26 protein-coding genes are annotated in these 25,202 nt (G+C 63.3%); 9 read left to right on the top strand and 17 right to left on the bottom strand.

The annotated features are described in order from the left end of the window. Window positions 1–19 precede the first annotated feature (19 nt). Entirely contained in the window at window positions 20–355 is a 336-nt protein-coding gene (gene grxD / locus ACSMEV_RS18790) for a Grx4 family monothiol glutaredoxin (protein WP_313739909.1), read from the top strand. Window positions 356–478: 123 nt separating this feature from the next. Here the strand turns inward: grxD and bfr are convergent, their stop codons facing one another. Continuing rightward, window positions 479–952, bottom strand: a complete 474-nt coding sequence (bfr, locus tag ACSMEV_RS18785; RefSeq protein WP_459206475.1) for a bacterioferritin — start codon at window positions 950–952, stop codon at window positions 479–481. 200 nt (window positions 953–1,152) lie between these two features. After that, window positions 1,153–1,374 (bottom strand): bacterioferritin-associated ferredoxin, encoded by a 222-nt coding sequence (locus ACSMEV_RS18780; RefSeq protein WP_296263488.1) that lies wholly within the window; start codon window positions 1,372–1,374, stop codon window positions 1,153–1,155. Between the two features lie 208 nt (window positions 1,375–1,582). On the opposite strand from ACSMEV_RS18780, the gene ACSMEV_RS18775 reads away from it, so the two are divergent. Continuing rightward, window positions 1,583–2,185 carry a peroxiredoxin gene (locus tag ACSMEV_RS18775; protein WP_296263489.1) on the top strand — a complete coding sequence of 201 codons (603 nt, stop codon included), beginning with the start codon at window positions 1,583–1,585 and terminating at the stop codon, window positions 2,183–2,185. 68 nt (window positions 2,186–2,253) lie between these two features. Here ACSMEV_RS18775 and rnt read toward each other — a convergent pair whose 3' ends face one another. Together rnt and pyrC are read right to left on the bottom strand one after the other, a co-directional pair. Further along, window positions 2,254–2,865 (bottom strand): ribonuclease T, encoded by a 612-nt coding sequence (rnt, locus tag ACSMEV_RS18770; RefSeq protein WP_459208383.1) that lies wholly within the window; start codon window positions 2,863–2,865, stop codon window positions 2,254–2,256. 59 nt (window positions 2,866–2,924) lie between these two features. Next, window positions 2,925–3,971 (bottom strand): dihydroorotase, encoded by a 1,047-nt coding sequence (gene pyrC, locus ACSMEV_RS18765; RefSeq protein ID WP_459206474.1) that lies wholly within the window; start codon window positions 3,969–3,971, stop codon window positions 2,925–2,927. 154 nt (window positions 3,972–4,125) lie between these two features. On the opposite strand from pyrC, the gene ACSMEV_RS18760 reads away from it, so the two are divergent. Together ACSMEV_RS18760 and ACSMEV_RS18755 are read left to right on the top strand one after the other, a co-directional pair. Continuing rightward, entirely contained in the window at window positions 4,126–5,157 is a 1,032-nt protein-coding gene (locus ACSMEV_RS18760; RefSeq protein WP_459206473.1) for a flagellar protein MotY, read from the top strand. Window positions 5,158–5,257: 100 nt separating this feature from the next. Continuing rightward, complete coding sequence (locus ACSMEV_RS18755; protein WP_313739915.1) at window positions 5,258–6,475, top strand: argininosuccinate synthase; 1,218 nt, start codon at window positions 5,258–5,260, stop codon at window positions 6,473–6,475. 63 nt (window positions 6,476–6,538) lie between these two features. Here ACSMEV_RS18755 and ACSMEV_RS18750 read toward each other — a convergent pair whose 3' ends face one another. After that, a complete protein-coding gene (locus ACSMEV_RS18750) occupies window positions 6,539–6,988 on the bottom strand; it encodes a hypothetical protein (protein WP_459206472.1) in 450 nt (149 codons plus the stop codon). 307 nt (window positions 6,989–7,295) lie between these two features. On the opposite strand from ACSMEV_RS18750, the gene ACSMEV_RS18745 reads away from it, so the two are divergent. After that, window positions 7,296–7,919 carry a response regulator gene (locus ACSMEV_RS18745; RefSeq protein ID WP_459206471.1) on the top strand — a complete coding sequence of 208 codons (624 nt, stop codon included), beginning with the start codon at window positions 7,296–7,298 and terminating at the stop codon, window positions 7,917–7,919. Window positions 7,920–7,958: 39 nt separating this feature from the next. On the opposite strand, the gene ACSMEV_RS18740 is transcribed toward ACSMEV_RS18745, so the two are convergent. From ACSMEV_RS18740 to metG, 3 genes are all read right to left on the bottom strand, one after another. Beyond that, window positions 7,959–8,132 carry a PA3496 family putative envelope integrity protein gene (locus tag ACSMEV_RS18740; RefSeq protein ID WP_459206470.1) on the bottom strand — a complete coding sequence of 58 codons (174 nt, stop codon included), beginning with the start codon at window positions 8,130–8,132 and terminating at the stop codon, window positions 7,959–7,961. A gap of 105 nt (window positions 8,133–8,237) precedes the next feature. Further along, entirely contained in the window at window positions 8,238–8,876 is a 639-nt protein-coding gene (nth, locus tag ACSMEV_RS18735) for an endonuclease III (protein WP_459206469.1), read from the bottom strand. A gap of 114 nt (window positions 8,877–8,990) precedes the next feature. Next, entirely contained in the window at window positions 8,991–11,030 is a 2,040-nt protein-coding gene (metG, locus tag ACSMEV_RS18730; RefSeq protein WP_459206468.1) for a methionine--tRNA ligase, read from the bottom strand. Between the two features lie 156 nt (window positions 11,031–11,186). Here metG and apbC point away from each other — a divergent pair, with 156 nt between their 5' ends. Next, on the top strand, window positions 11,187–12,281 hold the full coding sequence (gene apbC, locus ACSMEV_RS18725; RefSeq protein ID WP_459206467.1) for an iron-sulfur cluster carrier protein ApbC: 1,095 nt from the start codon (window positions 11,187–11,189) through the stop codon (window positions 12,279–12,281). 105 nt (window positions 12,282–12,386) lie between these two features. Here the strand turns inward: apbC and ACSMEV_RS18720 are convergent, their stop codons facing one another. Then, window positions 12,387–12,596, bottom strand: a complete 210-nt coding sequence (locus ACSMEV_RS18720) for a cold-shock protein (protein ID WP_012273869.1) — start codon at window positions 12,594–12,596, stop codon at window positions 12,387–12,389. A gap of 324 nt (window positions 12,597–12,920) precedes the next feature. Between ACSMEV_RS18720 and dcd the strand changes: the two genes are divergently transcribed. Continuing rightward, the gene (dcd, locus tag ACSMEV_RS18715) at window positions 12,921–13,487 is read left to right on the top strand and encodes a dCTP deaminase (RefSeq protein WP_459206466.1); all 567 of its coding nucleotides are present in this window, start codon (window positions 12,921–12,923) and stop codon (window positions 13,485–13,487) included. 100 nt (window positions 13,488–13,587) lie between these two features. Then, on the top strand, window positions 13,588–13,812 hold the full coding sequence (locus tag ACSMEV_RS18710; RefSeq protein WP_459206465.1) for a hypothetical protein: 225 nt from the start codon (window positions 13,588–13,590) through the stop codon (window positions 13,810–13,812). Between the two features lie 6 nt (window positions 13,813–13,818). Here the strand turns inward: ACSMEV_RS18710 and pdeM are convergent, their stop codons facing one another. The 6 genes from pdeM to ACSMEV_RS18680 all read right to left on the bottom strand — a co-directional run bounded on the left by pdeM (window position 13,819) and on the right by ACSMEV_RS18680 (window position 23,440). Next, on the bottom strand, window positions 13,819–14,472 hold the full coding sequence (gene pdeM, locus ACSMEV_RS18705; protein ID WP_459208382.1) for a ligase-associated DNA damage response endonuclease PdeM: 654 nt from the start codon (window positions 14,470–14,472) through the stop codon (window positions 13,819–13,821). A gap of 37 nt (window positions 14,473–14,509) precedes the next feature. After that, window positions 14,510–16,972 carry a ligase-associated DNA damage response DEXH box helicase gene (locus ACSMEV_RS18700; RefSeq protein WP_459206464.1) on the bottom strand — a complete coding sequence of 821 codons (2,463 nt, stop codon included), beginning with the start codon at window positions 16,970–16,972 and terminating at the stop codon, window positions 14,510–14,512. 70 nt (window positions 16,973–17,042) lie between these two features. Beyond that, window positions 17,043–18,158 (bottom strand): succinylglutamate desuccinylase/aspartoacylase family protein, encoded by a 1,116-nt coding sequence (locus ACSMEV_RS18695; RefSeq protein WP_459206463.1) that lies wholly within the window; start codon window positions 18,156–18,158, stop codon window positions 17,043–17,045. Window positions 18,159–18,268: 110 nt separating this feature from the next. Then, window positions 18,269–19,927, bottom strand: a complete 1,659-nt coding sequence (locus ACSMEV_RS18690) for an ATP-dependent DNA ligase (protein WP_459206462.1) — start codon at window positions 19,925–19,927, stop codon at window positions 18,269–18,271. Then, window positions 19,924–20,940, bottom strand: coding sequence for a ligase-associated DNA damage response exonuclease (locus ACSMEV_RS18685; protein ID WP_459206461.1), 1,017 nt, complete (start codon window positions 20,938–20,940; stop codon window positions 19,924–19,926). The genes ACSMEV_RS18690 and ACSMEV_RS18685 overlap by 4 nt, the downstream gene beginning before the upstream one ends. Window positions 20,941–21,010: 70 nt before the next feature. Further along, window positions 21,011–23,440: a penicillin acylase family protein gene (locus ACSMEV_RS18680; protein ID WP_459206460.1), complete on the bottom strand. Its 2,430-nt coding sequence runs from the start codon at window positions 23,438–23,440 to the stop codon at window positions 21,011–21,013. A gap of 253 nt (window positions 23,441–23,693) precedes the next feature. Between ACSMEV_RS18680 and ACSMEV_RS18675 the strand changes: the two genes are divergently transcribed. Beyond that, window positions 23,694–24,470: an EAL domain-containing protein gene (locus ACSMEV_RS18675; protein ID WP_459206459.1), complete on the top strand. Its 777-nt coding sequence runs from the start codon at window positions 23,694–23,696 to the stop codon at window positions 24,468–24,470. A gap of 30 nt (window positions 24,471–24,500) precedes the next feature. On the opposite strand, the gene ACSMEV_RS18670 is transcribed toward ACSMEV_RS18675, so the two are convergent. Continuing rightward, a complete protein-coding gene (locus ACSMEV_RS18670; RefSeq protein WP_459206458.1) occupies window positions 24,501–24,719 on the bottom strand; it encodes an SEC-C metal-binding domain-containing protein in 219 nt (72 codons plus the stop codon). A gap of 6 nt (window positions 24,720–24,725) precedes the next feature. After that, a complete protein-coding gene (locus ACSMEV_RS18665; RefSeq protein ID WP_459206457.1) occupies window positions 24,726–25,202 on the bottom strand; it encodes an LEA/WHy family protein in 477 nt (158 codons plus the stop codon).

Raw genomic sequence — 25,202 nt, 5'->3', positions numbered from 1 at the left:
AGTTCAGCAGAGGTGCTTCATGGATATCATCGAAACAATCAAAGAGCAGATCGCCAACAACACCATTCTGCTTTATATGAAAGGCTCGCCCAATGCCCCGCAATGCGGCTTTTCGGCGAAGGCTTCGCAAGCTGTGATGGGCTGCGGTGAGAAGTTCGCCTACGTCGACATCCTGCAGAACCCGGAAATCCGCGCCAACCTGCCCAAGTACGCCAACTGGCCGACCTTCCCGCAACTGTGGGTTGGCGGTGAGCTGGTCGGCGGCAGCGATATCGTCATGGAAATGTTCGACAACGGCGAGCTGCAAACCCTGATCAAGGACGCCGCTGCCAAGGCCAAGTCCGCCGAGGCCTGAGTCTGTCGAAGCCTGTGGGCCGGCGCCAAGTCGGCTTTTCAGTGCAAAGGGCTCGTCCTACGAAAAAGCCCCGCTACTTGTCGAAGTAGCGGGGCTTTTTTCATTGGCGCTGCGGGAGGATGTTTACTCTTCGCCCATCTGCGATTGCAGGTAGTTCTCGATGCTGATCTTGTCGATCAGACCCAGCTGAGTTTCCAGCCAGTCGATCTGCTCTTCCTTGGCTTCAAGGATATCTTCGAGCATTTCACGGCTACCGAAGTCGCCCGAGGTCTCGCAATGGGCGATGGCGCCCTTGAGCTCTGCCAGCCCGCGCCGCTCGAGCATCAGGTCGCACTCGATCATTTCCTTGGCATGCTCGCCGATCAGCAGCTTGCCCAGGTCCTGCACGTTGGGAATGCCTTCGAGGAACAGGATGCGCTTGATCAATTTATCGGCGTGTTTCATGGCGTCGATCGACGCTTTGTATTCGTGCTTACCGATGGCATTGAGGCCCCAATCTTCGTACATGCGGGCGTGCAGGAAGTATTGGTTGATGGCGACCAGCTCGTTTCCGAGGACCTTGTTGAGATGCTGGATGACGCTGATGTCGCCTTTCATGTCTGAATGCCTGCCGTGAGAAGTGTGCCGATGGCGCAAGTTTGAGCGCGGCTAGTCAGGCTGTCAAACCTAAGTAGTTGAATACTAAGTGAAAATTAATAGGAATAAGAATGTTTGTGAACCGCGTTGGTGGCCTAACTTATTGAATTATGGGCATAAAAAAACCGGACATGAGGTCCGGTTCTTTAGAAATCAGGCTGTTACGCAGCGGTAAATTCGACCGGGTAGGCGAGGGTCGTCTGCTGGCTGACCTGCAATTCGGTCAGGGTTTCTCGAACCACCTGTTTGGCCAGGCAGGCGCATTTACCGCATTGCGTACCCACTTGCGTGGCTTCGCGGACTTCCCGGTAACTGCAGCATCCTTCGTAGATCGCTTCGCGGATCTGTCCATCGGTGACGCCGACACAAAGACACACATACATGGGGCTGACCATCGCTGGGTGATTCGATGGCTTGGAGCTTAATGGTAATGATAATGCTTGTCAAAACGCCGAGGCGCCCGATGCCAGCGGCGCGACCGGCGGTAGATTCGGCCTGTTCCTGCAAGGCGTGTATGATGGTCGGCCTTGTGTGATTCCAGAGGACAGGTTCCTCCGGCCTTTCATCATTCCCACCATCAGGAGATAAAGAATGAGCGTACTCGTAGGCAAGCAAGCCCCTGACTTCACCGTTCCCGCCGTACTGGGCAGCGGCGAGATCGTCGACAGCTTCAACCTGGCGTCGGCCATCAAAGGCAAGTACGGCCTGGTGTTCTTCTACCCGCTGGACTTCACCTTCGTCTGCCCGTCCGAGCTGATCGCCCTGGACAATCGCATTCCCGACTTCGTCGCCCGCGGCGTGGAAGTGATCGGCGTGTCGATCGACTCGCACTTCACCCACAACGCCTGGCGTAACACCCCGGTCAACAACGGCGGCATCGGCCCGGTCAAGTACACCCTGGCCGCCGACATGACCCACGAAATCTGCAAGGCCTACGACGTCGAGTCCGAAGGCGGCGTCGCGTTCCGTGGTGCTTTCCTGATCGACACCAACGGTGTGGTGCGTTCGCAGATCATCAACGATCTGCCACTGGGCCGTAACATGGACGAGCTGCTGCGTCTGGTCGATGCCCTGCAATTCCACGAAGAGCACGGCGAAGTGTGCCCGGCCAACTGGAAAAAAGGCGACAAAGGCATGAACGCTTCGCCAGAAGGCGTTGCCGCATACCTGAGCGAGAACGCTGGCAAGCTGTAAGGCTACGCCAGATACGAAAAAACCGGCCGCGATGGCCGGTTTTTTCATGGGGGCGATTCGGCGACGAATCAGTCGTTGAAGTCGCGCCAGCCGCCCATGTCTTTCCAGCGGTTGACGATGGCGCAGAACAGTTCCGCGGTCTTCTCGGTGTCGTAACGCGCCGAATGGGCTTCGCGCCCATCGAAATCGATGTCGGCGCTCTGGCAGGCACGGGCCAGCACGGTTTGCCCGTAGGCCAGACCCGCCAGCGTGGCGGTGTCGAAGCTGGAGAAGGGGTGGAACGGGTTGCGCTTCATGTCGTTGCGCGCAACGGCGGCGTTGAGGAAGCCCAGGTCGAAGCTGCTGTTGTGCCCCACCAGGATCGCCCGTTTGCAGCCATTGGCTTTGAGCGCCTTGCGGATGCCACGGAAGATGTCGGTCAGGGCCACGTCTTCGTTGACCGCCATGCGCAGCGGATGGTCGAGCTTGATGCCGGTGAACTCCAGCGCAGCCTGTTCGACGTTGGCGCCTTCGAACGGCTCCACTCGGTGGAAGTAGGTGTGTTCGGGAAACAGAAACCCTTTTTCGTCCATGCCGATGGTCACGGCAGCGATTTCCAGCAGGGCGTCGGTGGCGCTGTTGAAACCACCGGTCTCCACATCCACCACTACGGGCAGGTAGCCACGGAAACGCTCGGCCATCGGGTGGCGCGAGCCGGGGCTGCCAGCTGTGTCCTGCTCGTCTTCGTAATGTTCGTCGGTCACGCTTGGTTCTCCAGCAAACGCCAGCGCAAAGTTTCACCTGCGCGCAGCGGAATCACGGTCTGCTCGCCGAAGGGCAGGCTGGCCGGGGCCGTCCATTCTTCGCGTACCAGGGTGATACGATCGGTGTTGGCCGGCAGGCCGTAGAAAGCCGGGCCGTGCAAGCTGGCGAAGCCTTCGAGCTTGTCCAGCGCACCGCGCGATTCGAAGGCCTCGGCGTACAGCTCGATGGCGGCGAAGGCGGTATAGCATCCGGCGCAGCCGCAGGCGTTTTCCTTGGCATGGCGTGCATGGGGCGCCGAATCGGTGCCCAGGAAGAACTTCGCGCTGCCGCTGGTGGCCGCATCGAGCAGCGCCACCTGGTGGGTGTTGCGCTTGAGGATCGGCAGGCAATAGAAGTGCGGACGAATGCCGCCGACCAGCATGTGGTTGCGGTTGTACAGCAGATGCTGCGGGGTGATGGTCGCCCCGACATTGGCCGACGCCTCGCTGACGAATTGCGCGGCATCGCCTGTGGTGATGTGCTCGAACACCACTTTCAAGTCCGGGAAGCGCTCGACCAAGCGCCGCATGTGCTCGTCGATGAAGCGCTTTTCCCGGTCGAACACGTCGATTTCGGGACGCGTCACTTCACCATGCACCAGTAGCGGCAGGCCGGTTTCGGCCAGTGCTTCGATGGCGGGGAAGATCTTGTCGATGCTGGTCACGCCCGAGTCGGAATTGGTCGTCGCACCGGCGGGATAGAGCTTGGCGGCATAGACGATGCCGCTGGCCTTTGCCGCCAGGATGTCCTCGCGACGGGTGCGGTCGGTGAGGTACAGCACCATCAGCGGTTCGAAGCGGCTGCCTGCCGGGCGCGCGGCGAGGATGCGCTCGCGGTAGGCGCCTGCTTCGTCGGCGCTGCGGACCGGAGGCACCAGATTGGGCATGATGATGGCGCGGGCGAAAGTGCGTGCCACATCCGCGACGGTGTGCTGCAGCACCGCTCCGTCGCGCAGGTGGATGTGCCAGTCGTCGGGGCGCAGGAGGGTCAGGCGATCGGACATTGGGGATTCCAGGCGGGTCGAACTCAGGGTGCCCATGCTACCGGAAAACCGCCGTTCGAGCATCAGCGTAGCCCGGGTAGGGTGGCCACTATCAAGTTTTGTCTGCTGCGTCCGATAGCCTGCAGGTATGCCGCAACGATTCATGGAGCCGCCCGTGCGCCAGTGTTACCTGATCCTGTTCACCCTGTTCGCTACTCTGCCGGCGGGCGCCGTAACCTTGCAAAGCCGCCTCGAAGACGCGGCCTGGAAGGTCGAGGGCGATCAGTTCGAGTGCCGTCTGATCCAGCCCATCAAGGGGTTCGGCAGTGGTGAGTTCACCCGCCGCGCCGGTGAGCAACCGACCTTCGGCCTGCGCTCGGACAGCCACCTGCTCGGTGCCGGCAGCGCCACGCTATCGGCTGCCGCCGCGCCCTGGCAGCCCGGCCGGGGCGACATCGGGCTGGGGAGCGTGCGCCTGGGCGTAGGTGGCGTATTGTTCAGCTCGACCCAGGCCCAGGCCAGCCGCGTGATCAGCGGGTTGCTCGACGGTCGCAGTGCGGTGGTACGCAAGGCTTCGGGCGAGGGCGGCCAGCCGATCGAAGTGCGTGTGCTGCCGGTGAACTTCAGCAAGGGCTTCGAAGATTACCTGGCCTGCGCCGGCAAGCTGCTGCCGATGAATTACGACCAGGTGCGCCAGACCCAGATCGGCTTCCCCGGCGCGGGTGTCGAGCTGGACGCCGCTGCCCGTGCGCGTCTGGACGTGATCCTTGCCTATCTCAAGGCCGACCCGACGGTGAACCACATCGAGCTGGACGGCCACTCCGACAACAGCGGCAATCGTCTGAGCAACCGCGACACCTCGCGGCGGCGCGCGCTGGCGGTGGCCGACTACCTGGTGAGCCATGGTGTACCCATGGAGCAGATCCTAGTGCGTTTCCACGGCGAACGCTATCCGCTGGCCAAGAACAACAGCGCCGCCAACCGGGCACGCAACCGCCGCGTGAGCGTTCAGCTCGAGCGCGTCACCCAGGCAGCCAAGCGCGTAGAGAATGCGGCGGCTCCATCCGCACAGGTGCCTGCGGCCAACCCAGCGACCGGCAGCACGCCGGCAGCGCCTGCCACTGCGCCTTCAGCCGCGTCGCCGGCCCCTGCGTCGACAGCGGCCAAGGGCGCAGTGACCGGTACCGCGAAACCGGCTGGGACCTGAAGTCCTGTCGCTTTGCCGTCACAAGCTGTCGCGCCCCTGTAAATCTGCGCGCAAGGCCGGTAGAATCCAGGGCTTTCCGTACAACCCGTGGAGTGATGGCATGGCGGACGTAAAAAAGGTCGTACTGGCGTATTCCGGCGGCCTTGATACTTCGGTGATTCTCAAGTGGCTGCAAGATACCTACGACTGCGAAGTGGTGACGTTCACCGCTGACCTGGGGCAGGGCGAAGAGGTCGAACCGGCTCGCGCCAAGGCCCAGGCGATGGGCGTCAAGGAAATCTACATCGACGACCTTCGCGAAGAATTCGTGCGCGACTTCGTCTTCCCGATGTTCCGCGCCAACACCGTATACGAAGGCGAGTACCTGCTGGGTACTTCCATCGCTCGTCCGCTGATCGCCAAGCGCCTGATCGAAATCGCCAACGAAACCGGCGCCGATGCCATTTCCCATGGCGCGACCGGCAAGGGCAACGACCAGGTGCGCTTCGAGCTGGGTGCTTATGCGCTCAAGCCTGGCGTCAAAGTTATCGCTCCGTGGCGTGAGTGGGACCTGCTCTCGCGCGAAAAGCTGATGGATTACGCCGAGAAGCACGCCATCCCGATCGAGCGCCACGGCAAGAAGAAATCGCCGTACTCGATGGATGCCAACCTGCTGCATATCTCCTACGAAGGCGGCGTCCTGGAAGATACCTGGACCGAGCACGAAGAAGACATGTGGCGCTGGAGCGTCTCCCCGGAGAACGCACCGGACCAGGCTACCTACCTGGAGCTCACCTACCGCAATGGCGACATCGTCGCCATCGACGGCGTCGAGAAGAGTCCAGCCACCGTGTTGGCCGAGCTCAACAAGATCGGCGGCGCGAACGGCATCGGTCGTCTGGACATCGTGGAAAACCGTTATGTGGGCATGAAGTCCCGTGGCTGCTACGAAACCCCAGGCGGCACGATCATGCTGCGTGCCCACCGCGCCATCGAGTCGATCACACTCGACCGTGAAGTGGCTCACCTCAAAGACGAGCTGATGCCCAAGTATGCCAGCCTGATCTACACAGGCTACTGGTGGAGCCCGGAGCGCGTCATGCTGCAGCAGATGATCGACGCTTCGCAGGTGAACGTGAACGGTGTCGTGCGCCTGAAGCTGTACAAAGGCAACGTGACCGTAGTCGGCCGCAAGTCCGACGACTCGTTGTTCGATGCCAACATCGCGACCTTCGAAGAAGACGGCGGCGCCTACAACCAAGCCGACGCCGCAGGCTTCATCAAGCTCAATGCCCTGCGCATGCGCATCGCTGCGAACAAGGGCCGCTCGCTGCTCTAAAGCGTCGCTGCCTTGCAAGAACCCCAGCCGGTGGCTGGGGTTTTTTTTGCCCTTCGTGTCAGCTCAATAGCCGGACGGGACCATGTTCGGGCTAAGTACCAGGCAGACACGCCTGCGTTTTTCGAGATCGTAAATGACCCAGGCGCGTTCTTGGTCCAGCTCCTGAGCCATGGCTTGGAGCAGGCGCTGCTCGATTTCTCGTTGAGTCTCGGTGCCCGATAGCGCCAGGGTCAGTGGCGGCTCGACTGGCGCGAAGGACAGCATGCCCGGCGCCATGGTGACGACGGTGGGCGAAGTGGGCCGGGGAGCGGGTTTCCATAACGAGCGGTAATTGAAGTTGAGGGTGAGAAAGAACAGCACGGTCAGGAAGAAAGGGAATCCGACCAGGAACCACGTGTAGATGTACTGGCTTTCGCCGCTCAGGAACGGCAGCGACGCCAGCGCCGAGGCTTCGATGATTCCAGCGAAGATGGCGATGATGGACAGGGGGCTGATGGGATCTGTCTTGTTCATGGCGGCGGTGTCTGCAGGGGCTTTTAAGCTATCTACGCCCGCCCGGCACGGATTGACACCTGGGCGACTTCCCTATGTTCGCGTCAGGCCGATCCTTCAAGGCGTTTGGATACCCTCCGGACTTGCCGTTATACAAGCTGTTATGCCAACCAACAGTGTTTAAATTTCTAACAAAATGTAAGAATTTTCCTTACTTGCTGTAGGCCTGATCCTGGCGGCCATTCCTGGCCGGACAGCATGGATTCCTGGGGTTAGTCTTGCTCGTTATTGCGCTTCTCTAATTCAACAACGAGTAGATGGACATCGCATGAACAAAGTGCTGATCGTGGACGATCACCCGGTCATTCGTCTGGCTGTACGCATGTTGATGGAGCGGCATGGGTACGACGTCGTCGCCGAAACCGACAATGGGGTAGATGCGCTGCAACTCACCCGGGACCTGCTGCCCGATATCGTCATTCTCGATATCGGTATTCCAAAGCTCGACGGGCTCGAGGTCATCGCGCGAATGAAGGCCTTGAGCCCAGAGAGCAAGGTGTTGGTACTGACCTCGCAGTCGCCTGGGCATTTCTCCATGCGTTGCATGCAGGCCGGAGCTGCCGGTTACGTCTGCAAGCAGCAGGAATTGACGGAGTTGTTGAGCGCCATCAAGGCGGTGTTGTCGGGTTACAGCTACTTTCCTAACCAGGCTATTCATACCGCACGCAGTCCTGGAAGCGGCAGCGAATCGGAGATGGTTCAGCGACTGTCCAGTCGCGAAATGATGGTATTGCAGCAGTTGGCAAAAGGCCGTTCCAACAAAGAGATTGCTGACAGCATGTTCCTGAGCAACAAGACGGTAAGCACCTACAAGAGTCGCCTACTGTTCAAGCTCAATGCCCGCTCGTTGGTCGACCTGATCGAACTCGCCCAGCGCCACAGCTTGGTCTGAGCGAAACGCCGAGGGCGGCCTGGTTGGGGATGCGACCCGTCAAAAGTCGTAGTCGAAGTCCGTAAGCTGCCGCTGCAATCGCCGCTCTTCGAGCAGGTTGTCGATGGTCCGGCGTTTGCTCAGGTTGGTCTTCGCTTGCTCGATGGGAGCAGGCGCTTCCTCTTCAGCGGTGAAGTCATCATCGAGCAGGTCGTCGTCTTTATCGGTACTCATCCATCACTCCACGGCATAAAGGGCCAATGGCCGTCCTTATATCGAGAATGCGGGGTGCGGTAAAAAAGATTTTTTCAATCAACGACGCAGGCAGTTTCTATTGCTTCAATCGTCGGAGGTCTTGTGCTTGTACTCGCACAGGTCTTCGATTCGACAGCTACCGCAACGCGGTTTGCGTGCCTGGCACACATAGCGGCCATGCAGGATCAGCCAGTGATGGGCATCGAGCAGATAGGCCTTGGGTACGAACTTGACCAGCTTCTTTTCCACTTCCACCACGTTCTTTCCCGGCGCGATACCGGTGCGGTTGCTGACCCGAAAAATATGCGTATCCACCGCCATGGCTGGCTGGCGGAAGGCCGTATTCAGCACCACGTTGGCTGTTTTACGGCCTACACCTGGTAACGCCTCCAAGGCTTCGCGAGTTTCAGGCACCTGACTGCCGTGCTGTTCAACCAGCAGGCGGCAAGTCTCGATCACGTTCCTGGCCTTGCTGTTATACAGGCCGATGGTCTTGATGTACTGGCTCAAACCCTCCACGCCCAAGGCGTAGATCGCTTCAGGCGTGTTGGCGACCGGGTAAAGGCGAGCGGTCGCCTTGTTGACGCCTACATCGGTCGACTGTGCCGACAAGATCACGGCAATCAGCAGCTCGAAAGGCGTGGTGTAGGCCAATTCGGTTTTAGGTTCGGGATTGTCTTCATGCAGCCTGCTAAAGATTTCCAGGCGTTTGGTTGCGTTCATGGTTACGTCGATGGCATGGCGATGTCCGTGTCGGGCGCGCAAGCCGGCGGACGTCGTATTGAGCGATGAAGGTACTGGCCAGGCGTTCGCGCCGTGACCAGTACCGGCCAGGGGTCACTTGATGCGTTGGCCTGGTTTGGCGCCGCTGTCAGGGCTGAGCAGGTAGATTTCCGTGCCCCCGGGGCCTGCGGCCATGACCATGCCCTCGGACACGCCAAAGCGCATTTTCCGCGGCTTGAGGTTGGCGACCATCATGGTCAGCCGGCCTTCGAGCTGGCTTGGGTCCTGATAGGCGGACTTGATTCCGGAAAACACGTTGCGTTGCTCGTCACCGATGTCCAGGGTCAGGCGCAATAACTTGTCGGCGCCCTCGACCGCTTCGGCCTTGACGATCAGCGCGACGCGCAGGTCTACCGCATCGAAGGTATCGAATTCGATTTGTGCGGCCAGGGGATCTTTCTTCAGCTCACCGTTGCCGGTCGCCGCTTCGGCGTTGGCGGCAGCCAGGTCTTCCTGGCTGGCCGCGACCATAGCCTCGACCTTGGCCGGCTCGATACGGCTCATCAGGGGCTTGAAGACGTTGAGCTGGTGGTTTTCCAGGCGCGAGCCCAGGTCGCTCCAGCGCAGCGGCGGCACGTTGAGGAAGGCTTCTGCGTCGGCGGCCAGCAGCGGCAATACCGGCTTGAGGAAGATCACCAGCTGGCGGAACAGGTTGATGCCCTGGGCACAGATGGCTTGGACTTCAGCCTGCTTGCCTTCCTGTTTGGCCAGTGCCCAAGGCGCCTGCTCGGCGATCCAGGCATTGGCGCGGTCGGCCAGCGCCATGATTTCGCGCATGGCACGGGCGAAATCGCGGTGTTCGTAGGCCTCGGTGATCGATGCCGTGGCGTTGGCGAACGCTTCGGTCAAAGCCGGTGCGGCATCGCCGGCCACCAGTATGCCGTCATTGCCTTTGTGGATGAAGCCTGCACAGCGGCTGGCGATGTTGACGACCTTGCCCACCAAGTCGGAGTTGACCTTCTGCACGAAGTCTTCGAGGTTCAAATCGAGGTCGTCCACCCCGCGGCCCAGCTTGGCCGCGTAGTAGTAGCGCAGGTACTCGGGCGCCAGATGGTCCAGGTAGGTGCGGGCCTTGATGAAGGTGCCGCGCGATTTGGACATCTTCGCCCCGTTGACCGTCAGGTAGCCGTGCACGTTGACCGCCGTCGGCTTGCGCAAGCCGGCGCCTTCGAGCATGGCAGGCCAGAACAGGGCATGGAAATTGACGATGTCCTTGCCGATGAAGTGGTACAGCTCGGCCGTGGAGTCGGCGCCCCAGAACGCATCGAAATCGAGCTCCGGGCGGCGCGCGCAAAGGTTTTTGAAACTGGCCATGTAGCCGATCGGTGCATCCAGCCAGACATAGAAGAATTTGCCGGACTCGCCTGGAATCTCGAAGCCGAAATACGGCGCGTCGCGGGAAATGTCCCATTCCTGCAGGCCGGCATCGAGCCATTCGGACAGCTTGTTGGCGACCGCCTCCTGCAAGGTGCCGCTGCGCGTCCACTGCTCGAGCATCGACTGGAAATCGGGCAGCTTGAAGAAGAAGTGCTGGGAGTCGCGCAGCTCGGGCGTGGCGCCGGAAATGGCCGACTTCGGATTCTTCAGTTCGGTAGGCGCGTAGGTGGCGCCGCATTTTTCGCAGTTGTCGCCGTATTGGTCGTCGGCCGCGCATTTGGGGCAGGTGCCCTTGATGAAACGATCGGCGAGGAACATGCCTTTTTCAGGGTCGAAATACTGCGTGACCGAGCGCGTGGCGATGTGCCCGGCGTCTCTTAGGCGGGTATAGACCCAGGCCGAAAGTTCACGATTCTCTTCGCAATGCGTGGAATGGAAGTTGTCGAAATCGACCAGGAAATCGGCGAAGTCGCCACTGTGTTCGGCCTGAACGCCGGCGATCAGTTGCTCGGGCGTAATGCCTTCCTTTTCGGCGCGCAGCATGATGGCCGAGCCATGCGCGTCGTCGGCGCAGACATAGATGCACTGGTTGCCGCGCATCTTCTGGAAACGCACCCACATGTCCGTCTGGATGTACTCGAGCATATGGCCAAGGTGGATCGAACCGTTGGCATATGGCAAGGCGCTGGTGACTAGGATCTGACGTGGCTCGGACATGGTGGCTCGGCTACTTATCTGCTTTGAATGACGAAAAGTTGATCGGCCACTATAAAGTGCCAGGCGATATATTTCACCCCGCGTGCACATCTGCTGACGATTGACGGGTTAGCATAGCCCCCTCGATCCATTGACTGTCTTGCAGCGGGAGCCTCCATGAGTGCCGTCACACGTGCCGCAGTAGAAGATGTACTGCGCCAGTACACCGACCCCTATCTGAATCAAGATCCGCTCAGCGCCGGTTGCGTGAGGGCCATCGACATCGACGGCGGCCGCGTCGGCGTGCGACTGCAACTGGGGTATGCCGCTGGGCTGTTCGTCCAGGGCTGGGCGCAGGTGCTGTCCACCGCCCTCGAACACATCGAGGGCGTCGAGCAGGCGTCGGTCAGCGTCGATTGCGTCATCGCGCCGCACAAGGCCCAGGCCCAGGTGCCGGGCATGAGCAACGTCAAGAACATCATCGCCGTGGCCTCCGGCAAAGGCGGGGTGGGCAAGTCGACGACCGCAGCCAACCTGGCGCTGGCGCTGGCGCGCGAGGGTGCGCGGGTGGGTATTCTGGACGCCGACATCTACGGGCCCAGCCAAGGCATCATGTTCGGCATCGCCGAAGGCACGCGGCCCCAGGTGCGTGAGCAGAAATGGTTCGTGCCGATCAAGGCCCATGGCGTCGAGGTCATGTCGATGGCGTTCCTGACCGACGACAACACCCCGATGGTCTGGCGCGGCCCGATGGTCTCGGGCGCGTTGTTGCAGCTGGTGACGCAAACCGCCTGGGACGATCTCGACTATCTGGTCATCGACATGCCGCCAGGCACGGGCGACATTCAGTTGACCTTGGCGCAGAAGGTGCCGGTGGCTGGCTCGGTGATCGTGACCACACCTCAGGATCTTGCCTTGCTCGATGCCAAAAAGGGCGTTGAGATGTTCCGCAAGGTCAACATTCCGGTGCTGGGCGTGGTCGAGAACATGGCTGTGCACATCTGTTCCAATTGCGGCCATGCCGAACACCTGTTCGGCGAAGGCGGCGGCGAGAAGCTCGCCAGCCATTACGATGTCGACCTGCTGGCTTCGCTGCCGCTGTCGATGCTGATCCGTGAACAGGCCGACAACGGCAAGCCTACCGCCATCGCCGAACCGGATAGCCAGATAGCCCTGGTGTACCAGGAGCTGGCGCGTTCGGTAGGGGCGCGCATCGCTCTGCAAGCAAGCACCGCACCGGCCATGCCGAACATCACCGTCAGCGAAGACTGATCAAAACCCTTGCAACGGCACTGCCGCTGCAAGGGTGCGCTTGTTCCTCGCCCATAAAAAAACCCGCCGAGGCGGGTTTTTTCGAAGCGAGGAAGCGAGATCGACTTAGGCGATCTGAACTTCTTCAGCCTGCATGCCTTTCTGGCCGCGGGTAGCGACGAAAGTAACAGCTTGGCCTTCTTTCAGGGTTTTGAAGCCGTCAGCTTGGATGGCTTTGAAGTGCACGAACAGGTCATCGCCCGATTGCGGGGTGATGAAGCCGTAGCCTTTCTCATCGTTGAACCACTTAACAGTACCGTTTTGACGGTTGGACATGTGTCTGTCTCCTTGGACAAAGTTGATTTCGGCACAGGAAACGCCCTGGCCGGACTGAGTGCAAAGAGTAGGAAAATTCAGCGATGGGCCGATGGAAATCGTGCATCAAACTAGAGATTCTCGGTGTCACGTGCAGCACAGTGGCGACACCTTAACCCACTTTCCACAGCCTGCCAATGGTCTAGATGCGCATTGCATCGATTCCGCTCGACCGACGGCCCAAGCCGCGCCGCACAAGGGGCAGGGGCCGGGAACTTTAACCCTGGCGCCGGGACCGGTAAGATGCGCCTCTCGTTTTCTTTCGTACTTTCAGGACACCCCGCCATGAGCATCAAATCGGATAAGTGGATTCGCCGCATGGCACAGGAGCACGGCATGATCGAGCCGTTCGTCGAGCGCCAGATGCGCGGCGGCGAAGACAACCGGGTGATTTCCTTCGGTGTTTCCAGCTACGGCTACGACGTGCGCTGCGCCGACGAATTCAAGGTCTTCACCAACATCAATTCGGCCACCGTCGATCCGAAAAACTTCGATGCCGGCAGCTTCGTCGATATCAAGAGCGACGTCTGCATCATCCCGCCCAACTCGTTCGCCCTGGCGCGTACAGTCGAATACTTCCGCATTCCGCGCAACGTGCTGACCATCTGCCTGGGCAAGAGCACCTATGCGCGTTGCGGCATCATCGTCAACGTCACGCCGTTGGAACCGGAATGGGAAGGGCACGTGACTCTTGAGTTCTCCAACACCACCACGCTGCCGGCGAAGATCTATGCCAACGAGGGCGTAGCGCAAATGCTCTTCCTGGAATCGGATGAAGAATGCGAAGTCTCCTATAAAGACCGCGGCGGCAAGTACCAGGGTCAGCGTGGGGTCACATTGCCACGTACCTGAGCCCGACAAGCTGCGGGAATTGTTTCTCGGATGGGCACTCCAAACAGTCAGTAACGCTGCGGGCGCATAACGCGCCGCAGCGCTTCGACAGGAGAAGCCTATGAAACTTCACGCTGCCGTCAGTGCCAAGCTGGCAGGACTTCAACCCAACCAGATCGGCGCACCTGTCTGGTCGCTCCTCGCCCATCCGCCCGTGCCGCCTATGCCGCATTACCTGGGCGGCATGCCTGGCCAGCCCGATCCCGATTTCCCCCAGCCCAGCCAGCCTGAAGAACCCGGCGAGCCGACCGTGCCGGATGTCCCGCCACCCGCGCCCGTCGCCTGATCGGTCCTAGACCGGCCAGACCTGGCCAGCGCCCGCTACGAACAAGCGGGTGCCTGGTTGGCGTTCAACGTTCCAGCCGCCGGTGAATTCGCCGAATGCGGGAAGCAAGCTGACCCGTTCGTCGATCACGAAGCAGGGCAGGCGCAAGCGTTGTCTGCCGCGGCCGCGCAATACGAAAGCCGGATGCACATGGCCGGCCAGCACCGGGCGTTCCGGGTGCGGGTCAGGCTCGTGTTGCAAAGCGAAGGGGCCGAGCAACCAGGGTTCTTCGACGATATGCATGCCGAGTTCGCGGGGCGGGTCGCCCGCATTGCGGTCGTGGTTGCCGCGCACCAGTACCATGTCGAGCGCTGGATGCGCCTCGCGCCAGGCTTGCAGTCGCGCAAGCGTGGCTGGCGAACGACCGCTGCGGGCATGCAGGAAGTCGCCCAGAATGACCAATCTTTCGCAAGGGTAGTGCGCCAGCAGGGCTGTCAGGCGGTCCAGCGTCGCTTGTGTCGTACCCCGCGGTACGGGCTGGTGTAGCGCCCGATAACTGGCCGCCTTGCCGATATGTACGTCGGCCACCAGCAAGGCCTCTTGTGCCGGCCAGAAGATCGCCTTGTCCGGTAGCAGCCACAAAGCCTCGCCACAATGCTCGATCACACGGTGCTCGCTAATCGATGCTGGCGCCACGGCACCGCCAGATAACAGCAGTTCATCCACGGTCCGCTACCTTCTCCAAATCCGCCACCATCCGGGCGATGCGATCAGCCAGTTTCTCGCTGCTCATGGTGTCGCGCAGCCCTTCCACCAGCAAGGCGAACCCCAGAGGGCTGGGACGTTGCAGGCGATGGAGGTCCAAGCGCAGCCCGGTGATGCGCAGCAGTTGTTCGTTCAAGCGCTCGATCTCCAGTTCCTCACGCAACACCTCGTCACGGGCCTGGCCCAAAAGCAAGTTGTCCGCGTCGTGCTTGCGGAACACTTCGTAGAACAAGCCACTGGACGCCTGGATCTGGCGTGTGCTCTTTTGCGCCGCCGGGTAGCCGCCGAACACCAACCCGGCGATCTGGGCGATTTCACGAAAGCGCCGCAACGCCATCTCACCCGCGTTGAGGCTGGCCGTCACGTCTTCGAGCAGGTTGTCGGTGGACAGCGTTGCCGGCAAGTATGCGGCCCAATCCACGGCGCTGGGGCTGAGCAGTTCGAAACCGTAGTCGTTGACGGCGATGGAGATCGATAGCGGCTGTGTCTGGCTCACGCGCCAGGCGATTAGGTTGGCCAGGCCCAGGTTGGCCAAGCGCCCGGCAAAAGGATAGAGAAACAGGTGCGAACCCTGCCGTGTGCTGAGGGTTTCGGCCAGCAGCGTTTCGGCGGTCGGCAACGCCGACCAGCCGGCCTGCACCGCCAGCAGAGGGCGCACGGCGCGCATTTCCGGGCTGTCGTAGCGCCCATGGGCCGCGGCGTCCAACTGGGCCACCAAGGCTTGTGCCAGTTCGCCCGACAAAGGCATGCGCCCACCGCTCCAGCGCGCCACGGCGGCCTTGCGCGCGGTGCTGCGACGCACGTAGGCGGTCATGTTCTCCACTCGTACCAGCTCCAGCACGCGGCCGGCGAAGACCAAGGTGTCGCCGGGGCGCAGGCGCGAGATGAAGGATTCTTCGACACTGCCCAGGTGCTTGCCGCCACCGCCTTTGCTCCAGTATTTGAGCTGCAGGGTCGCATCGCTGACGATGGTGCCGATGCCCATGCGGTGGCGCCGCGCCAGACGCTCGCTGGCGACGCGGTAGCGGCCGTCGGGGTGCAGTTCCACGCGCTGGTAGTCGGGGTAGGCGCTGAGCGAGTCGCCGCCATGGCATACGAAGCTCAAAGCCCATTGCCACTGACTGTCGCGCAGTTCGTGGAAGGCCCAAGTGCTGCGCACTTCGGCCAGCAGTTCTTCGGCGATGAAACCGCTGCCCAGCGCCATGCTCACCACGTGTTGCACCAGCACGTCCATGCACAGCCGAGGCGAGCGCCGGCCTTCCAGATAACCGGCCGCCAGGGCCTGCCGGCAGGCCGCGGCTTCCACCAACTCGAGGCTGTGGGTCGGCACCAGGGTGATGCGCGATGGCCGACCGGGCGCATGGCCAGAGCGGCCGGCGCGTTGCACCAGGCGCGCGATGCCTTTGGTCGAGCCGATCTGCAAGACGCGCTCGACCGGCAGGAAGTCCACACCCAGGTCCAGGCTCGACGTGCAGATCACCGCCTTGAGCGTGCCCTGCTTGAGGCTGCGCTCGACCCAGTCGCGGGTGTCGCGCGCCAAGGACGCATGGTGCAGCGCGATCAGCCCGGCCCAGTCGGGCCGCGCATCGAGCACGGCCTGGTACCAGAGTTCGGACTGCGCACGGGTGTTGGTGAACACCAGGCAATTGCTGCTGGCCTCGATCTGTTCGATGACCTGGCGTAGCAACTTCAGGCCCATGTGCCCGGCCCAGGGGAAACGTTCGATGTCGGGCGGCAGCAGGGTGTCGACGTCCATGCGTTTGTCCTGCCGCCCTTGGATCAGCTGACCGCCTCCTGGCAGCAGGACTTCCAGTGCATGGTCCAGGTTGCCCAAGGTCGCTGACAGGCCCCACACCACCAAGTCTGGATGCCAACGGCGCAGACGTGCCAGGGCCAGTTGCAGCTGCACGCCGCGCTTGCTGCCGAGTAGTTCGTGCCATTCGTCGACCACCACCATGCGCAAGCTGGTGAAGTCTTGCTCTGCCTGGGCACGGGTCAGCAACAGAGTGAGGCTTTCGGGGGTGGTGATCAGCGCGGTGGGCAGGCGGCGTGCCTGCCGGGCACGCTCGGCGCTGCGGGTGTCGCCGCTGCGCACGCCCACCGACCAGTTCAGTTGCAGGTCTTCGAGCGGCGCTTGCAAGGCCTTTGCGGTGTCGGCGGCCAACGCGCGCATGGGCGTGATCCACAGCACCTGCAAGGGTGCGGGCTGGCGGGCCGTGCCGCTGGCGCCGCGTTTGCCGGCCAGGGCGCGTACGGCGGCCAGCCAGACCGCGTAGGTCTTGCCGGCGCCGGTGCTGGCGTGCAGCAGGCCGGACTCGCCCCGGCCGACGGCCGCCCAGACCTTGCGTTGGAAAGCGAAGGGCGTCCAGCCGCGGGTGGCGAACCATGAGCTGGCGGGGTCAGAGGGTGCTGGCATGCGCGGCCGATCCTGGCTGGGGCTGTGCTGCAACAGACCGCGCGGCGTCCCGGTTGGTTTTACCGGCGCTTCAGTTGCCCAGCAGGTAACCGCTTCGGCACACCTGCTCTCCGGCGATGTGGGCGACCACCATGCCGCTGGTGGCCAGGCGCCGTACGCTGCGCGCGTAGAGCAGGCCCGGCTGCGTGCTGTGCAACTGCTGCACCTGGTCGGTGAGCGGATCGATGACCTCGGCGATCAGGGCGCCGGCGTCCAGCCACTGCCCAGGGTGGGCGTGGTACACCAGTAATCCGCCACTGGCCGCCGCCACCAGTTCCACCGCCGCCAGGGGCGTGGCGGGGCGGCGCAATGCGGGCAGGGCAGGTGCCTGGCCCTCGATGGCCCGGCGGTAGGTGAGGAAGTCCAGAATCGCCTGGCAATCCTGCGCGGCCAATTCATGGCTGACGTCGCTCTGCCCACGCAACTCCAGCGTGACGGCCAGGCTGCCCAGCGGAATCGGGAAACGCTTGGCGAAGCGCTGTTGCAACTGCCACCAGACCAGGCTGAAGCACTCGTCGAACGACTGTCCGCCCGAGTCGGTGGCCAGCAGGCTGGCTTCGGCGCCCAGGTAGCGCGCCAATGGCTCGACCTGCGGCCAGGCGTCGGGGGTGGTGTAGAGGTGTTCGACGGCTTCGAAATCGCAATGCAGGTCGAGCACCAGCTCGGCGTCGCAGGCCAGGCGCTGCAAGGCCAGGCGCAGCGACTGCAAAGGCGTGCGGGCGCGCTGCTCGGCCAAGGCTGCGCACAGTTGCTGGCGGACCAGCACCAGGTTGCGCTCGGCGTCGTCGCCAAGCTGGGCTTCAATACGGTCACCGACCTCGTCGGCCAGGTCGACGAAGCGCCGGTTGAAGTTCTCGCCGCTGTGCAGTTCGAAACGGCCGAGCGGCGCATCGAGCAGTACCTGCTCCAGACCGATCGGATTGGCGATGGGCACCAGCACGATTTCCCGGCGCAGGCGTCCGGCCTGTTCCAGGGCGAGCAACTGGCGCTTGAGGTGCCAGGCCACCAGCATGCCTGGCAGCTCGTCGGCATGCAGGGCGGCCTGGATGTACACTTTGCCAGCGCCGCGCGGGCCGAAGTGGAAGCTGTGCAGTTGGCGGGTGACGCCAGGAACGGGTGAAAGCAGGTCGTGGCTGACGAGGTGCATGAGGGGTCCTGAAGATGCGGTACGGGTAGGCGAGCGATATGGCACGATGCCGCAAGCGCGCGGCGCCTGCCAATGAAAGCACAGGATCGCCGCGCCTGCCCGCTATCGCTTCAGGCCAGCAGCCCCTGCAGGATCGCCAGGTCGTCGGCCTGCTCGACGGTCTTGTCCTGGCGCCAGCGCAGCATGCGCGGGAAGCGCACGGCGATACCGCTCTTGTGCCGCTTGGACAGCGCGATGCCTTCGAAGCCCAGCTCGAAGACCAGGGTCGGAGTCACGCTGCGCACCGGACCGAAGGTTTCGACCGTGGTCTTGCGCACGATCGCATCGACCTTGCGCATCTCCTCATCGCTCAGCCCCGAGTAGGCTTTGGCGAAGGGCACTAAGGTGCGTCCCGGTGTGCCGGGCGGGCCGTCCCATACTGCAAAGGTGTAGTCGCTGTACAGGCTGGCCCGCCGGCCATGGCCGCGCTGCGCATAGATCAGCACGGCATCGACGCTGAACGGGTCGACTTTCCACTTCCACCACACACCCATGTCCTTGGTGCGGCCCACCCCATACAAGGCTTCGCGCTGCTTGAGCATCATGCCTTCGACGCCCAGGCGCCGCGACGCTTCGCGCTGGTGGTCGAGGTCGGCCCAGTCCTTGCCCTGGATCAAGGGCGAGAGCAGCACCGGTGCCAGCGGATGCTCGTCCACCAGGCGTTCCAACTGGCTGCGCCGTTCGTGCTGCGGGCGACTGCGCCAGTCCTCGCCTTGCCATTCCAGTAGGTCGTAGGCCTGCAACACCACGGGTGCGTCGGTGAGCAACTTCTTGCCCAGGGTCTTGCGCCCCAGGCGCTGTTGCAGCAGGGCGAAAGGTTGAACGGCGACGTCTTCGGCCGTGCTGCCGGGTTTCCATACCAGGATCTCGCCGTCCAGCACCACGCCGTCGGGCAGGGTTTCGCCCAGGCTGTGCAGCTCCGGGAAGCGCTCGGTGACCAGCTCTTCGCCACGCGACCAGATCCACAGCTGGCCGTCGCGTTTGACCACCTGGGCGCGGATGCCGTCCCACTTCCATTCGATCTGCCAGTCGCTGGGCGCGCCGAGCAGTCCGTCGAACTGGTCGGTGGGCGCCTGCAAGGCATGGGCGAGAAAGAAGGGGTAGGGCTGGCCGCCACGCTCGCTGTGCTCGGCGTCGGACTCTTCGGCGATCAGCTTGAGGTAGCGTTCGGCAGTGGGCCGGTGACTGAGGTCGGTGTAGCCCACCAGGCGCTGGGCCACGCGTTTGGGGTCCAGCTCGGCCAGTTGCGCCAGGGCGCGGGTGACCAGCAGCTTGGACACGCCGACGCGGAAGCTGCCGGTGATCAGCTTCAGGCACAGCATCAGGCTGGGCCGGTCGAGCTGCGCCCAGAGCCTGGGCAGACGCTCGTGCAGTTCCTCGGGCGTTTGCCCACGTAGCGGCAGCAGGTAGGCCTCGACCCACTGGGCCAGGCCCTCGTCGCTGAGGTATGCGGATTCGGGCAGCAGCAGTGAAATGGTCTCGGCCATGTCGCCCACGGCTTGGTAGCTCTCTTCGAACAGCCAGTCCGGCAGGCCTGAAAGCTGCGTGGCCAGCTCGCGTAGCACGCGGGTCGGCACCAGTTGCCGCGGCCTGCCGCCGGCCAGGAAATACACCGCCCAGGCGGCATCATTGGGTGGCGCTTCGGCGAAATATTCGCGCAGTGCCAGGAGCTTGGCGTTGCTGGAAGTGGTGGCGTCCAAGCGCAGGTACAGCTCGGCGAAGGCCTTCATGGGTGTGGCTCCGCCGCTGTGGTGTCGTCTTCTTCGCCGTACTCGGTGACGAAGCTACGCGCATCCAGACCCTGTTCGCAGAGGTAGCGCACCAGGATGTTGACAGAGCCGTGGGTGACCATGACCCGCTGCGCCTCGGTCTGCTCGATGGCCCACAGCAAACCGGGCCAGTCGGCGTGGTCGGACAGTACGAAGCCGCGGTCCACACCGCGGCGGCGTCGTGTGCCGCGCAGGCGCATCCAGCCGCTGGCGAAGGCGTCGCTGTAGTCGCCAAAGCGCTTCATCCAGCTGCTGCCGCCGGCCGACGGCGGCGCGACGATCAGGGCGCTGCGCAGCAACGGGTCGTTGCGCGCGACATCGCCTGCGTAACGGGTGTCGGGCAAGGCGACGCCGGCCTCGCGGTAGACCCGGTTCAGCGGCTCCACCGCGCCATGCACCAGAATCGGCCCGATGCTCGCATCGATGCCATGCAGCAGGCGCTGGGCCTTGCCGAAGGCATAGCTGAACAGCACGCTGGCCTTGCCCTGTTCGACGTTGCCACGCCACCACTCGTTGACCTGGGCGAAGATCTCGGCCTGGCTGGGCCAGCGGTAGATCGGCAGGCCGAAGGTGGATTCGGTGATGAAGGTGTGGCAGCGCACCGGCTCGAAAGGTTCGCAGGTGCCGTCGGGCTCGACCTTGTAGTCCCCTGACGCGACCCACACCTCGCCCTGGTATTCCAGGCGCACCTGCGCCGAGCCAAGCACGTGGCCGGCCGGGTGCAGGCTCAGGGTCACACCGTTGTGCAGCAGGCGCTCGCCGTAGGGCAGGGTCTGCAGGTTGATGTCCTGGCCGAGGCGGCTGCGCAGCACACCTTCGCCGGGCGCTGCGGTCAGGTAGTGGCCGTTGCCGGGCCGCGAGTGGTCGCCATGGCCGTGGGTGATGACCGCGCGGGAAACCGGGCGCCAGGGGTCGATGTAGAAATCTCCCGGTGGGCAGTAGAGCCCTTCGGGTCGAGCGATGACGAGGTCCATGCGGTGCGCCCCTCAGGATGTTCCTGTTGGGAGCGCGCCGCCGTGATGGAAGTTCGACCGAATCGGGCGCCTACTTGCCGGGCACCAGCGACAGGCGCTGCTTGCCGTAGGCGCGATCGAAATGCTGAGGCTGCATGGGCAGGGTCATGTAGCGGCCCTTGAACCAGGCGTCGAGGCCTTTGCCGGCGAAGGCCTCGGAGGCACCGGTGCTGGTCAGCAGTTGCAGCGGCTCGGCCTGACCGAAGTCGACCAGCATGCGTGCCGAGGCCGGCAGCGCCGTGTCGAAGTCGCTGCCCCAGGCGTAGGGCGTCAGCGCCAGGGTGCTGAAGTCACCGCCAGTGGCCATGGACGGGCGTTCTGGCCCCTCGGTCGCACCGGGCAAAGCCGGGGCGGGCCAGCGGTACTGGTGCAGCGCCCCCCATTGCCAGGCGCGGCGGTCGGCGCCCAGGCGCTGGATACCGTCGCGTACAGCGGCGGCCAGGCTGCGAGCCAGGATGGTTGGCTTATCTTCGCGCTGTGCGGTGCTGCGGTCATCCCAGAATGGGCTGTCGTCACGGCCCAGCAGGTGGTCGGCCTGGGCCGAATACGACAGCCGCGCATTGCCGACGAAGGCCTGCCAGGCCGCGCCCGATTCGGGGCCAAGCTCGTCGAGGAAGGTCTGCCGCGCCACTGCGTGGAGGAACAGCTCATACAGCGCGGCATCCGCCGAGCCGGCACTGAGTCGGCCGTCGAAGGCCAGGAGTCGCGCCAGCGCTTCGCGGGCCTGGTCGCGCTCAGCGGCCGGCAGGGCGTCGATGGCCTGCTTCAGCGGCTGCGCCATGCCAGGTGCTTGGAGCATGCGTTTGAGTTTGTCGGCCATGGGCGTGACCTGATCGTTGAGCAGCGCCATCAGGCTGCGACTGTCGTGCCGACCGTTGCCGGCCAGCTGCGCCAGGCGCTCGGCGCGCTCCGGGTAATACCAGCTGCTCGACAGTTGCATGCCGTAGCCCTTGGGCTGGCTGCGCTCGTTGGCGTGACCGATCCAGCCGCTGGCCGGGTCTTGATCGTAGGGGTGCAGCATCGGGTCGGCGTAGCCGTCCCAGTCGTAGCGCGCGTCCCAGCCGGGCGAGGGCAGCAAGCCCTGGCCTTCGCGGCGGTTCGGGTAGCGACCGCTGACCTGCCAGCCGATGTGCTGTGGTTCGGCGAAGACGAAGTTGAGCGCGGCGGCGCCGATCTCGCGAGTGCTGTCGAAGGCTTTTTCCACCGACGTGGCGCGGGTCAGGTCGAACAGTGCATCGAGGCTACGATCGCCGTTGAGCGAAGGCAGGTGCAGCGCCAGCGCTAGGCCACCGTTGCCTGGTTGGCCGAGCAGGACGCCGTGGCGGGTTTCGTATTGCACCTCGCGCACCGGGCGTTGCCCTTTGACCAGGAAGGTTTCGGTGCGCGCCCGCGCCGCCAGCCATTTGCCGTCGGCGAGATAAGTCAGGCGATCGCCCTGGCGGCGGACCTGCTCCAGGTACAAGTCCTGGTCATCGGCCAGCACTGCGCTGCTGCTCCAGGCCAGCTTGCCGTTGTAACCGGCCAGCACCAGCGGCAAGCCCGGCAGGGCAAGGCCTGCGACCTGGTACTTGCCGGTCTGCAGTTGCACCGGGCTCAGCGCCCAGGCGGCGCGACTGTCACTGGCCAGCAGGCTGTTGCCGCTGCGACTGCGTTGCGGACCGAGGGCAAGGTTGGTCGAGCCTGGGGTACCCAGCAGTTGCGCATCGGCCAGGCGTTTGGCGGCGGCGGCCACGGCAGCCAAGCCCGGTAGCTGGCGGGCGAGGTCCAGGCCCTTGAGCTTGTCGACTTCGGCCTCGGCCAAGGGCTCGTCAGCGGCCACCGGCAACAGCCAGGCCAGCTTGTCGTTGCCGACGTACTGGGCCAAGGTCACGGCTGACAGCTCCTCGTGCAGGTTCACCGATTGGGTGAAGGCATAAAGGCTGAAGATCAGCGCCGAGTCTTCAGGCTTCCAGTACTCGATGCGGTAGCCGTTGCGCGCCAGGCCTGCGGGTAGGGCATCGCGGTAGCGGTACAGGTAGGCGTTCACGCCCCGGGCATAGACCTCGAAGAAACGCTGCAGGCGCGGGGAAGCATCGGCGTATTGCTGGGCAGCGGTCTGGCGCAGGTTCGCCGCACGCATGAGGCGGTCGATGTCCAAGGCATCGGCACCGACCAATTCGGCCAAGCGACCTTGGGCCAGCAAGCGCAGGGTGACCATCTGTTCGATGCGGTCCACGCCCTGCACGTAGCCGAGGCTGAACAGCGCATCGTGGAAGTTACCGCTCTCGATCAGTGGTGCGCCCATCTCGTTGCGGCGCACCGAGGCGCCCTGGGCCAGGCCCTTCAGCGGCTGCACACCGACGCTGGGCGGCACGTTGCTCGGTTGTGCGGCCATCTGGCAGCCGGCCAGGCCAAGCGTGCCGAGCAGCGCGGCGACGGCGCTGAGGCGTGGGCGAAAGGGCGCGAAGGCGGCGGCGGCCATGGCGGGGGCTCCTGCAAGGCGAGGGTGGTTTATGAGAGGCGCTACGTTAGTGACGGGCTGTCCGGTAAGCAAGCGGCGGCGCGGGCTTTTTTGCGCCCTCAGACGAGGCCGGACAAGCGGTGCTGCCGGGCTTTGCGGACAGTAGCATGCGATATGGCCCGCAAAGTCATGGAGATGATTCGGCCAGGCGTAGAACCTGTGGGCATTAAGCGCGTCGAAGCATGACGGCAATAGGCCATCTGAGGTACAGAGCATGACACGTCCATCCACCCCTACCGACTCACCCCGGCCGGTCGGCTGCAGCCGGTGCGCCGATCAAGCGCCCCTGCCATTCGATTTCAGCATGGCGTTCCAGCCGATCGTCGATGTCGACGAGCGGCGTGTGTTCGGTTACGAGGCATTGGTGCGGGGTACCGACGGCAGCGGCGCCTACAGCATCCTGCGACAGGTCAACGAACAAAACCGCTACACCTTTGACCAGACCTGCCGGATCAAGGCGGTGGAACTGGCCGCCAAGTTGCAGTTGCAAGGCTATCTGAGCATCAACTTCCTGCCCAATGCGGTGTACCAGCCGGCGGCGTGCATCCGCGCCACGCTCGAAGCGGCGCGTCGGGTCGGCTTTCCCACCCAGCGCATTCTGTTCGAAGTCACCGAAGGCGAGCAGCTCACCGATCGCGCCCACTTGAAGAACATCCTGCTCGAATACCAGCGGCAAGGGTTCAAGACTGCCATCGACGATTTCGGCGCCGGTTATGCGGGGCTGGGGCTGTTGGCCGAATTCCAGCCGGACATCGTCAAGCTCGACATGGAGCTGATACGCAACATTCACCAGGACTCGACGCGTTTCACCATCGTCGAAGGCATCGTCGGCATTTGCCAGAAGCTGAACATTCGCCTGATCGCCGAAGGCGTCGAGCAACTCGACGAATATAAAGTGCTGAAAGGGCTGGGGATCTCGCTGTTCCAGGGTTACCTGTTCGCCAAGCCCAGCTACGAGGCGCTACCGCCCGTGGAGTGGCCGCTGGACTGAGCCCAGCGACCTCAAAGACCAGAACGCCGATCAGGCGCCGTGGCACTTCTTGTATTTCTTCTCGCTGCCGCATGGGCAGGGGTCGTTGCGGCCTACGTCCTTGAGGGCGTTGCGCACCGGCTCCTGATGGCCGTGGTTGCAGTGCGGGCCATGGACATGGCCGTGGTCGTGGTCGCGGTCGTGGTCGTGGTCATGATGATCGTGACCATGGTTGCAGTCGGGGCCATGAACGTGGGGTTGTTGGGTCATTGCGGGTCACTCCGGTAGAAAATCGCCGTGCAGTATCTCACCACTGCGCGAGACATGCAGGTCCGTGAACCAGAACAGGCCGGTATGCAGGTCGGCCTTGAGCCGATAGGCGAGCGGCTGCTTGCTGCGGATCAGCTTCGCCAGGGGTTTCATGTGCCGCCACAGGTTGGTGCGTACGGTGATGTTGAAACTGCGCGAATCCTCGCCTGCCACGCTGCGCCAGAGGCTGGCCTGGTCGACCACCAGCGGGATGTCGTTGAGCATGACGGTATAGTCGATGCTGCGGATGAACAGGCGGCTGTCGTTGGGGTTGTCGACCCGCAGGCGCAGGATGAATTCCTGTTGATGCAGGCTGGCCTTGACCGTCTTCACCTTCACCAGGTGCACCTGCGGCTGGCGCCATTCGTTGCCGCCCCAGCTCACGCAGCCGGTCAGCAGGCCTAGCAACGTACTCAGAACCAGCAGACGGCTTGAAAGGGTCAT

Source organism: Pseudomonas sp. MLB6B (assembly GCF_054508135.1).
This window is presented reverse-complemented; position numbering and strand designations above follow the sequence as displayed.

What these genes read in the sequence shown, in the direction of transcription:
- grxD (WP_313739909.1), top strand. Translation starts at nt 20, where the DNA reads ATGGATATCATCGAAACAATCAAAGAGCAGATCGCCAACAACACCATT.
- bfr (WP_459206475.1), bottom strand. Translation starts at nt 952, where the DNA reads ATGAAAGGCGACATCAGCGTCATCCAGCATCTCAACAAGGTCCTCGGA.
- ACSMEV_RS18780 (WP_296263488.1), bottom strand. Translation starts at nt 1,374, where the DNA reads ATGTATGTGTGTCTTTGTGTCGGCGTCACCGATGGACAGATCCGCGAA.
- ACSMEV_RS18775 (WP_296263489.1), top strand. Translation starts at nt 1,583, where the DNA reads ATGAGCGTACTCGTAGGCAAGCAAGCCCCTGACTTCACCGTTCCCGCC.
- rnt (WP_459208383.1), bottom strand. Translation starts at nt 2,865, where the DNA reads ATGGCCGAGCGTTTCCGTGGCTACCTGCCCGTAGTGGTGGATGTGGAG.
- pyrC (WP_459206474.1), bottom strand. Translation starts at nt 3,971, where the DNA reads ATGTCCGATCGCCTGACCCTCCTGCGCCCCGACGACTGGCACATCCAC.
- ACSMEV_RS18755 (WP_313739915.1), top strand. Translation starts at nt 5,258, where the DNA reads ATGGCGGACGTAAAAAAGGTCGTACTGGCGTATTCCGGCGGCCTTGAT.
- ACSMEV_RS18750 (WP_459206472.1), bottom strand. Translation starts at nt 6,988, where the DNA reads ATGAACAAGACAGATCCCATCAGCCCCCTGTCCATCATCGCCATCTTC.
- ACSMEV_RS18745 (WP_459206471.1), top strand. Translation starts at nt 7,296, where the DNA reads ATGAACAAAGTGCTGATCGTGGACGATCACCCGGTCATTCGTCTGGCT.
- ACSMEV_RS18740 (WP_459206470.1), bottom strand. Translation starts at nt 8,132, where the DNA reads ATGAGTACCGATAAAGACGACGACCTGCTCGATGATGACTTCACCGCT.
- nth (WP_459206469.1), bottom strand. Translation starts at nt 8,876, where the DNA reads ATGAACGCAACCAAACGCCTGGAAATCTTTAGCAGGCTGCATGAAGAC.
- metG (WP_459206468.1), bottom strand. Translation starts at nt 11,030, where the DNA reads ATGTCCGAGCCACGTCAGATCCTAGTCACCAGCGCCTTGCCATATGCC.
- apbC (WP_459206467.1), top strand. Translation starts at nt 11,187, where the DNA reads ATGAGTGCCGTCACACGTGCCGCAGTAGAAGATGTACTGCGCCAGTAC.
- ACSMEV_RS18720 (WP_012273869.1), bottom strand. Translation starts at nt 12,596, where the DNA reads ATGTCCAACCGTCAAAACGGTACTGTTAAGTGGTTCAACGATGAGAAA.
- dcd (WP_459206466.1), top strand. Translation starts at nt 12,921, where the DNA reads ATGAGCATCAAATCGGATAAGTGGATTCGCCGCATGGCACAGGAGCAC.
- ACSMEV_RS18710 (WP_459206465.1), top strand. Translation starts at nt 13,588, where the DNA reads ATGAAACTTCACGCTGCCGTCAGTGCCAAGCTGGCAGGACTTCAACCC.
- ACSMEV_RS18700 (WP_459206464.1), bottom strand. Translation starts at nt 16,972, where the DNA reads ATGCCAGCACCCTCTGACCCCGCCAGCTCATGGTTCGCCACCCGCGGC.
- ACSMEV_RS18695 (WP_459206463.1), bottom strand. Translation starts at nt 18,158, where the DNA reads ATGCACCTCGTCAGCCACGACCTGCTTTCACCCGTTCCTGGCGTCACC.
- ACSMEV_RS18690 (WP_459206462.1), bottom strand. Translation starts at nt 19,927, where the DNA reads ATGAAGGCCTTCGCCGAGCTGTACCTGCGCTTGGACGCCACCACTTCC.
- ACSMEV_RS18685 (WP_459206461.1), bottom strand. Translation starts at nt 20,940, where the DNA reads ATGGACCTCGTCATCGCTCGACCCGAAGGGCTCTACTGCCCACCGGGA.
- ACSMEV_RS18680 (WP_459206460.1), bottom strand. Translation starts at nt 23,440, where the DNA reads ATGGCCGCCGCCGCCTTCGCGCCCTTTCGCCCACGCCTCAGCGCCGTC.
- ACSMEV_RS18675 (WP_459206459.1), top strand. Translation starts at nt 23,694, where the DNA reads ATGACACGTCCATCCACCCCTACCGACTCACCCCGGCCGGTCGGCTGC.
- ACSMEV_RS18670 (WP_459206458.1), bottom strand. Translation starts at nt 24,719, where the DNA reads ATGACCCAACAACCCCACGTTCATGGCCCCGACTGCAACCATGGTCAC.
- ACSMEV_RS18665 (WP_459206457.1), bottom strand. Translation starts at nt 25,202, where the DNA reads ATGACCCTTTCAAGCCGTCTGCTGGTTCTGAGTACGTTGCTAGGCCTG.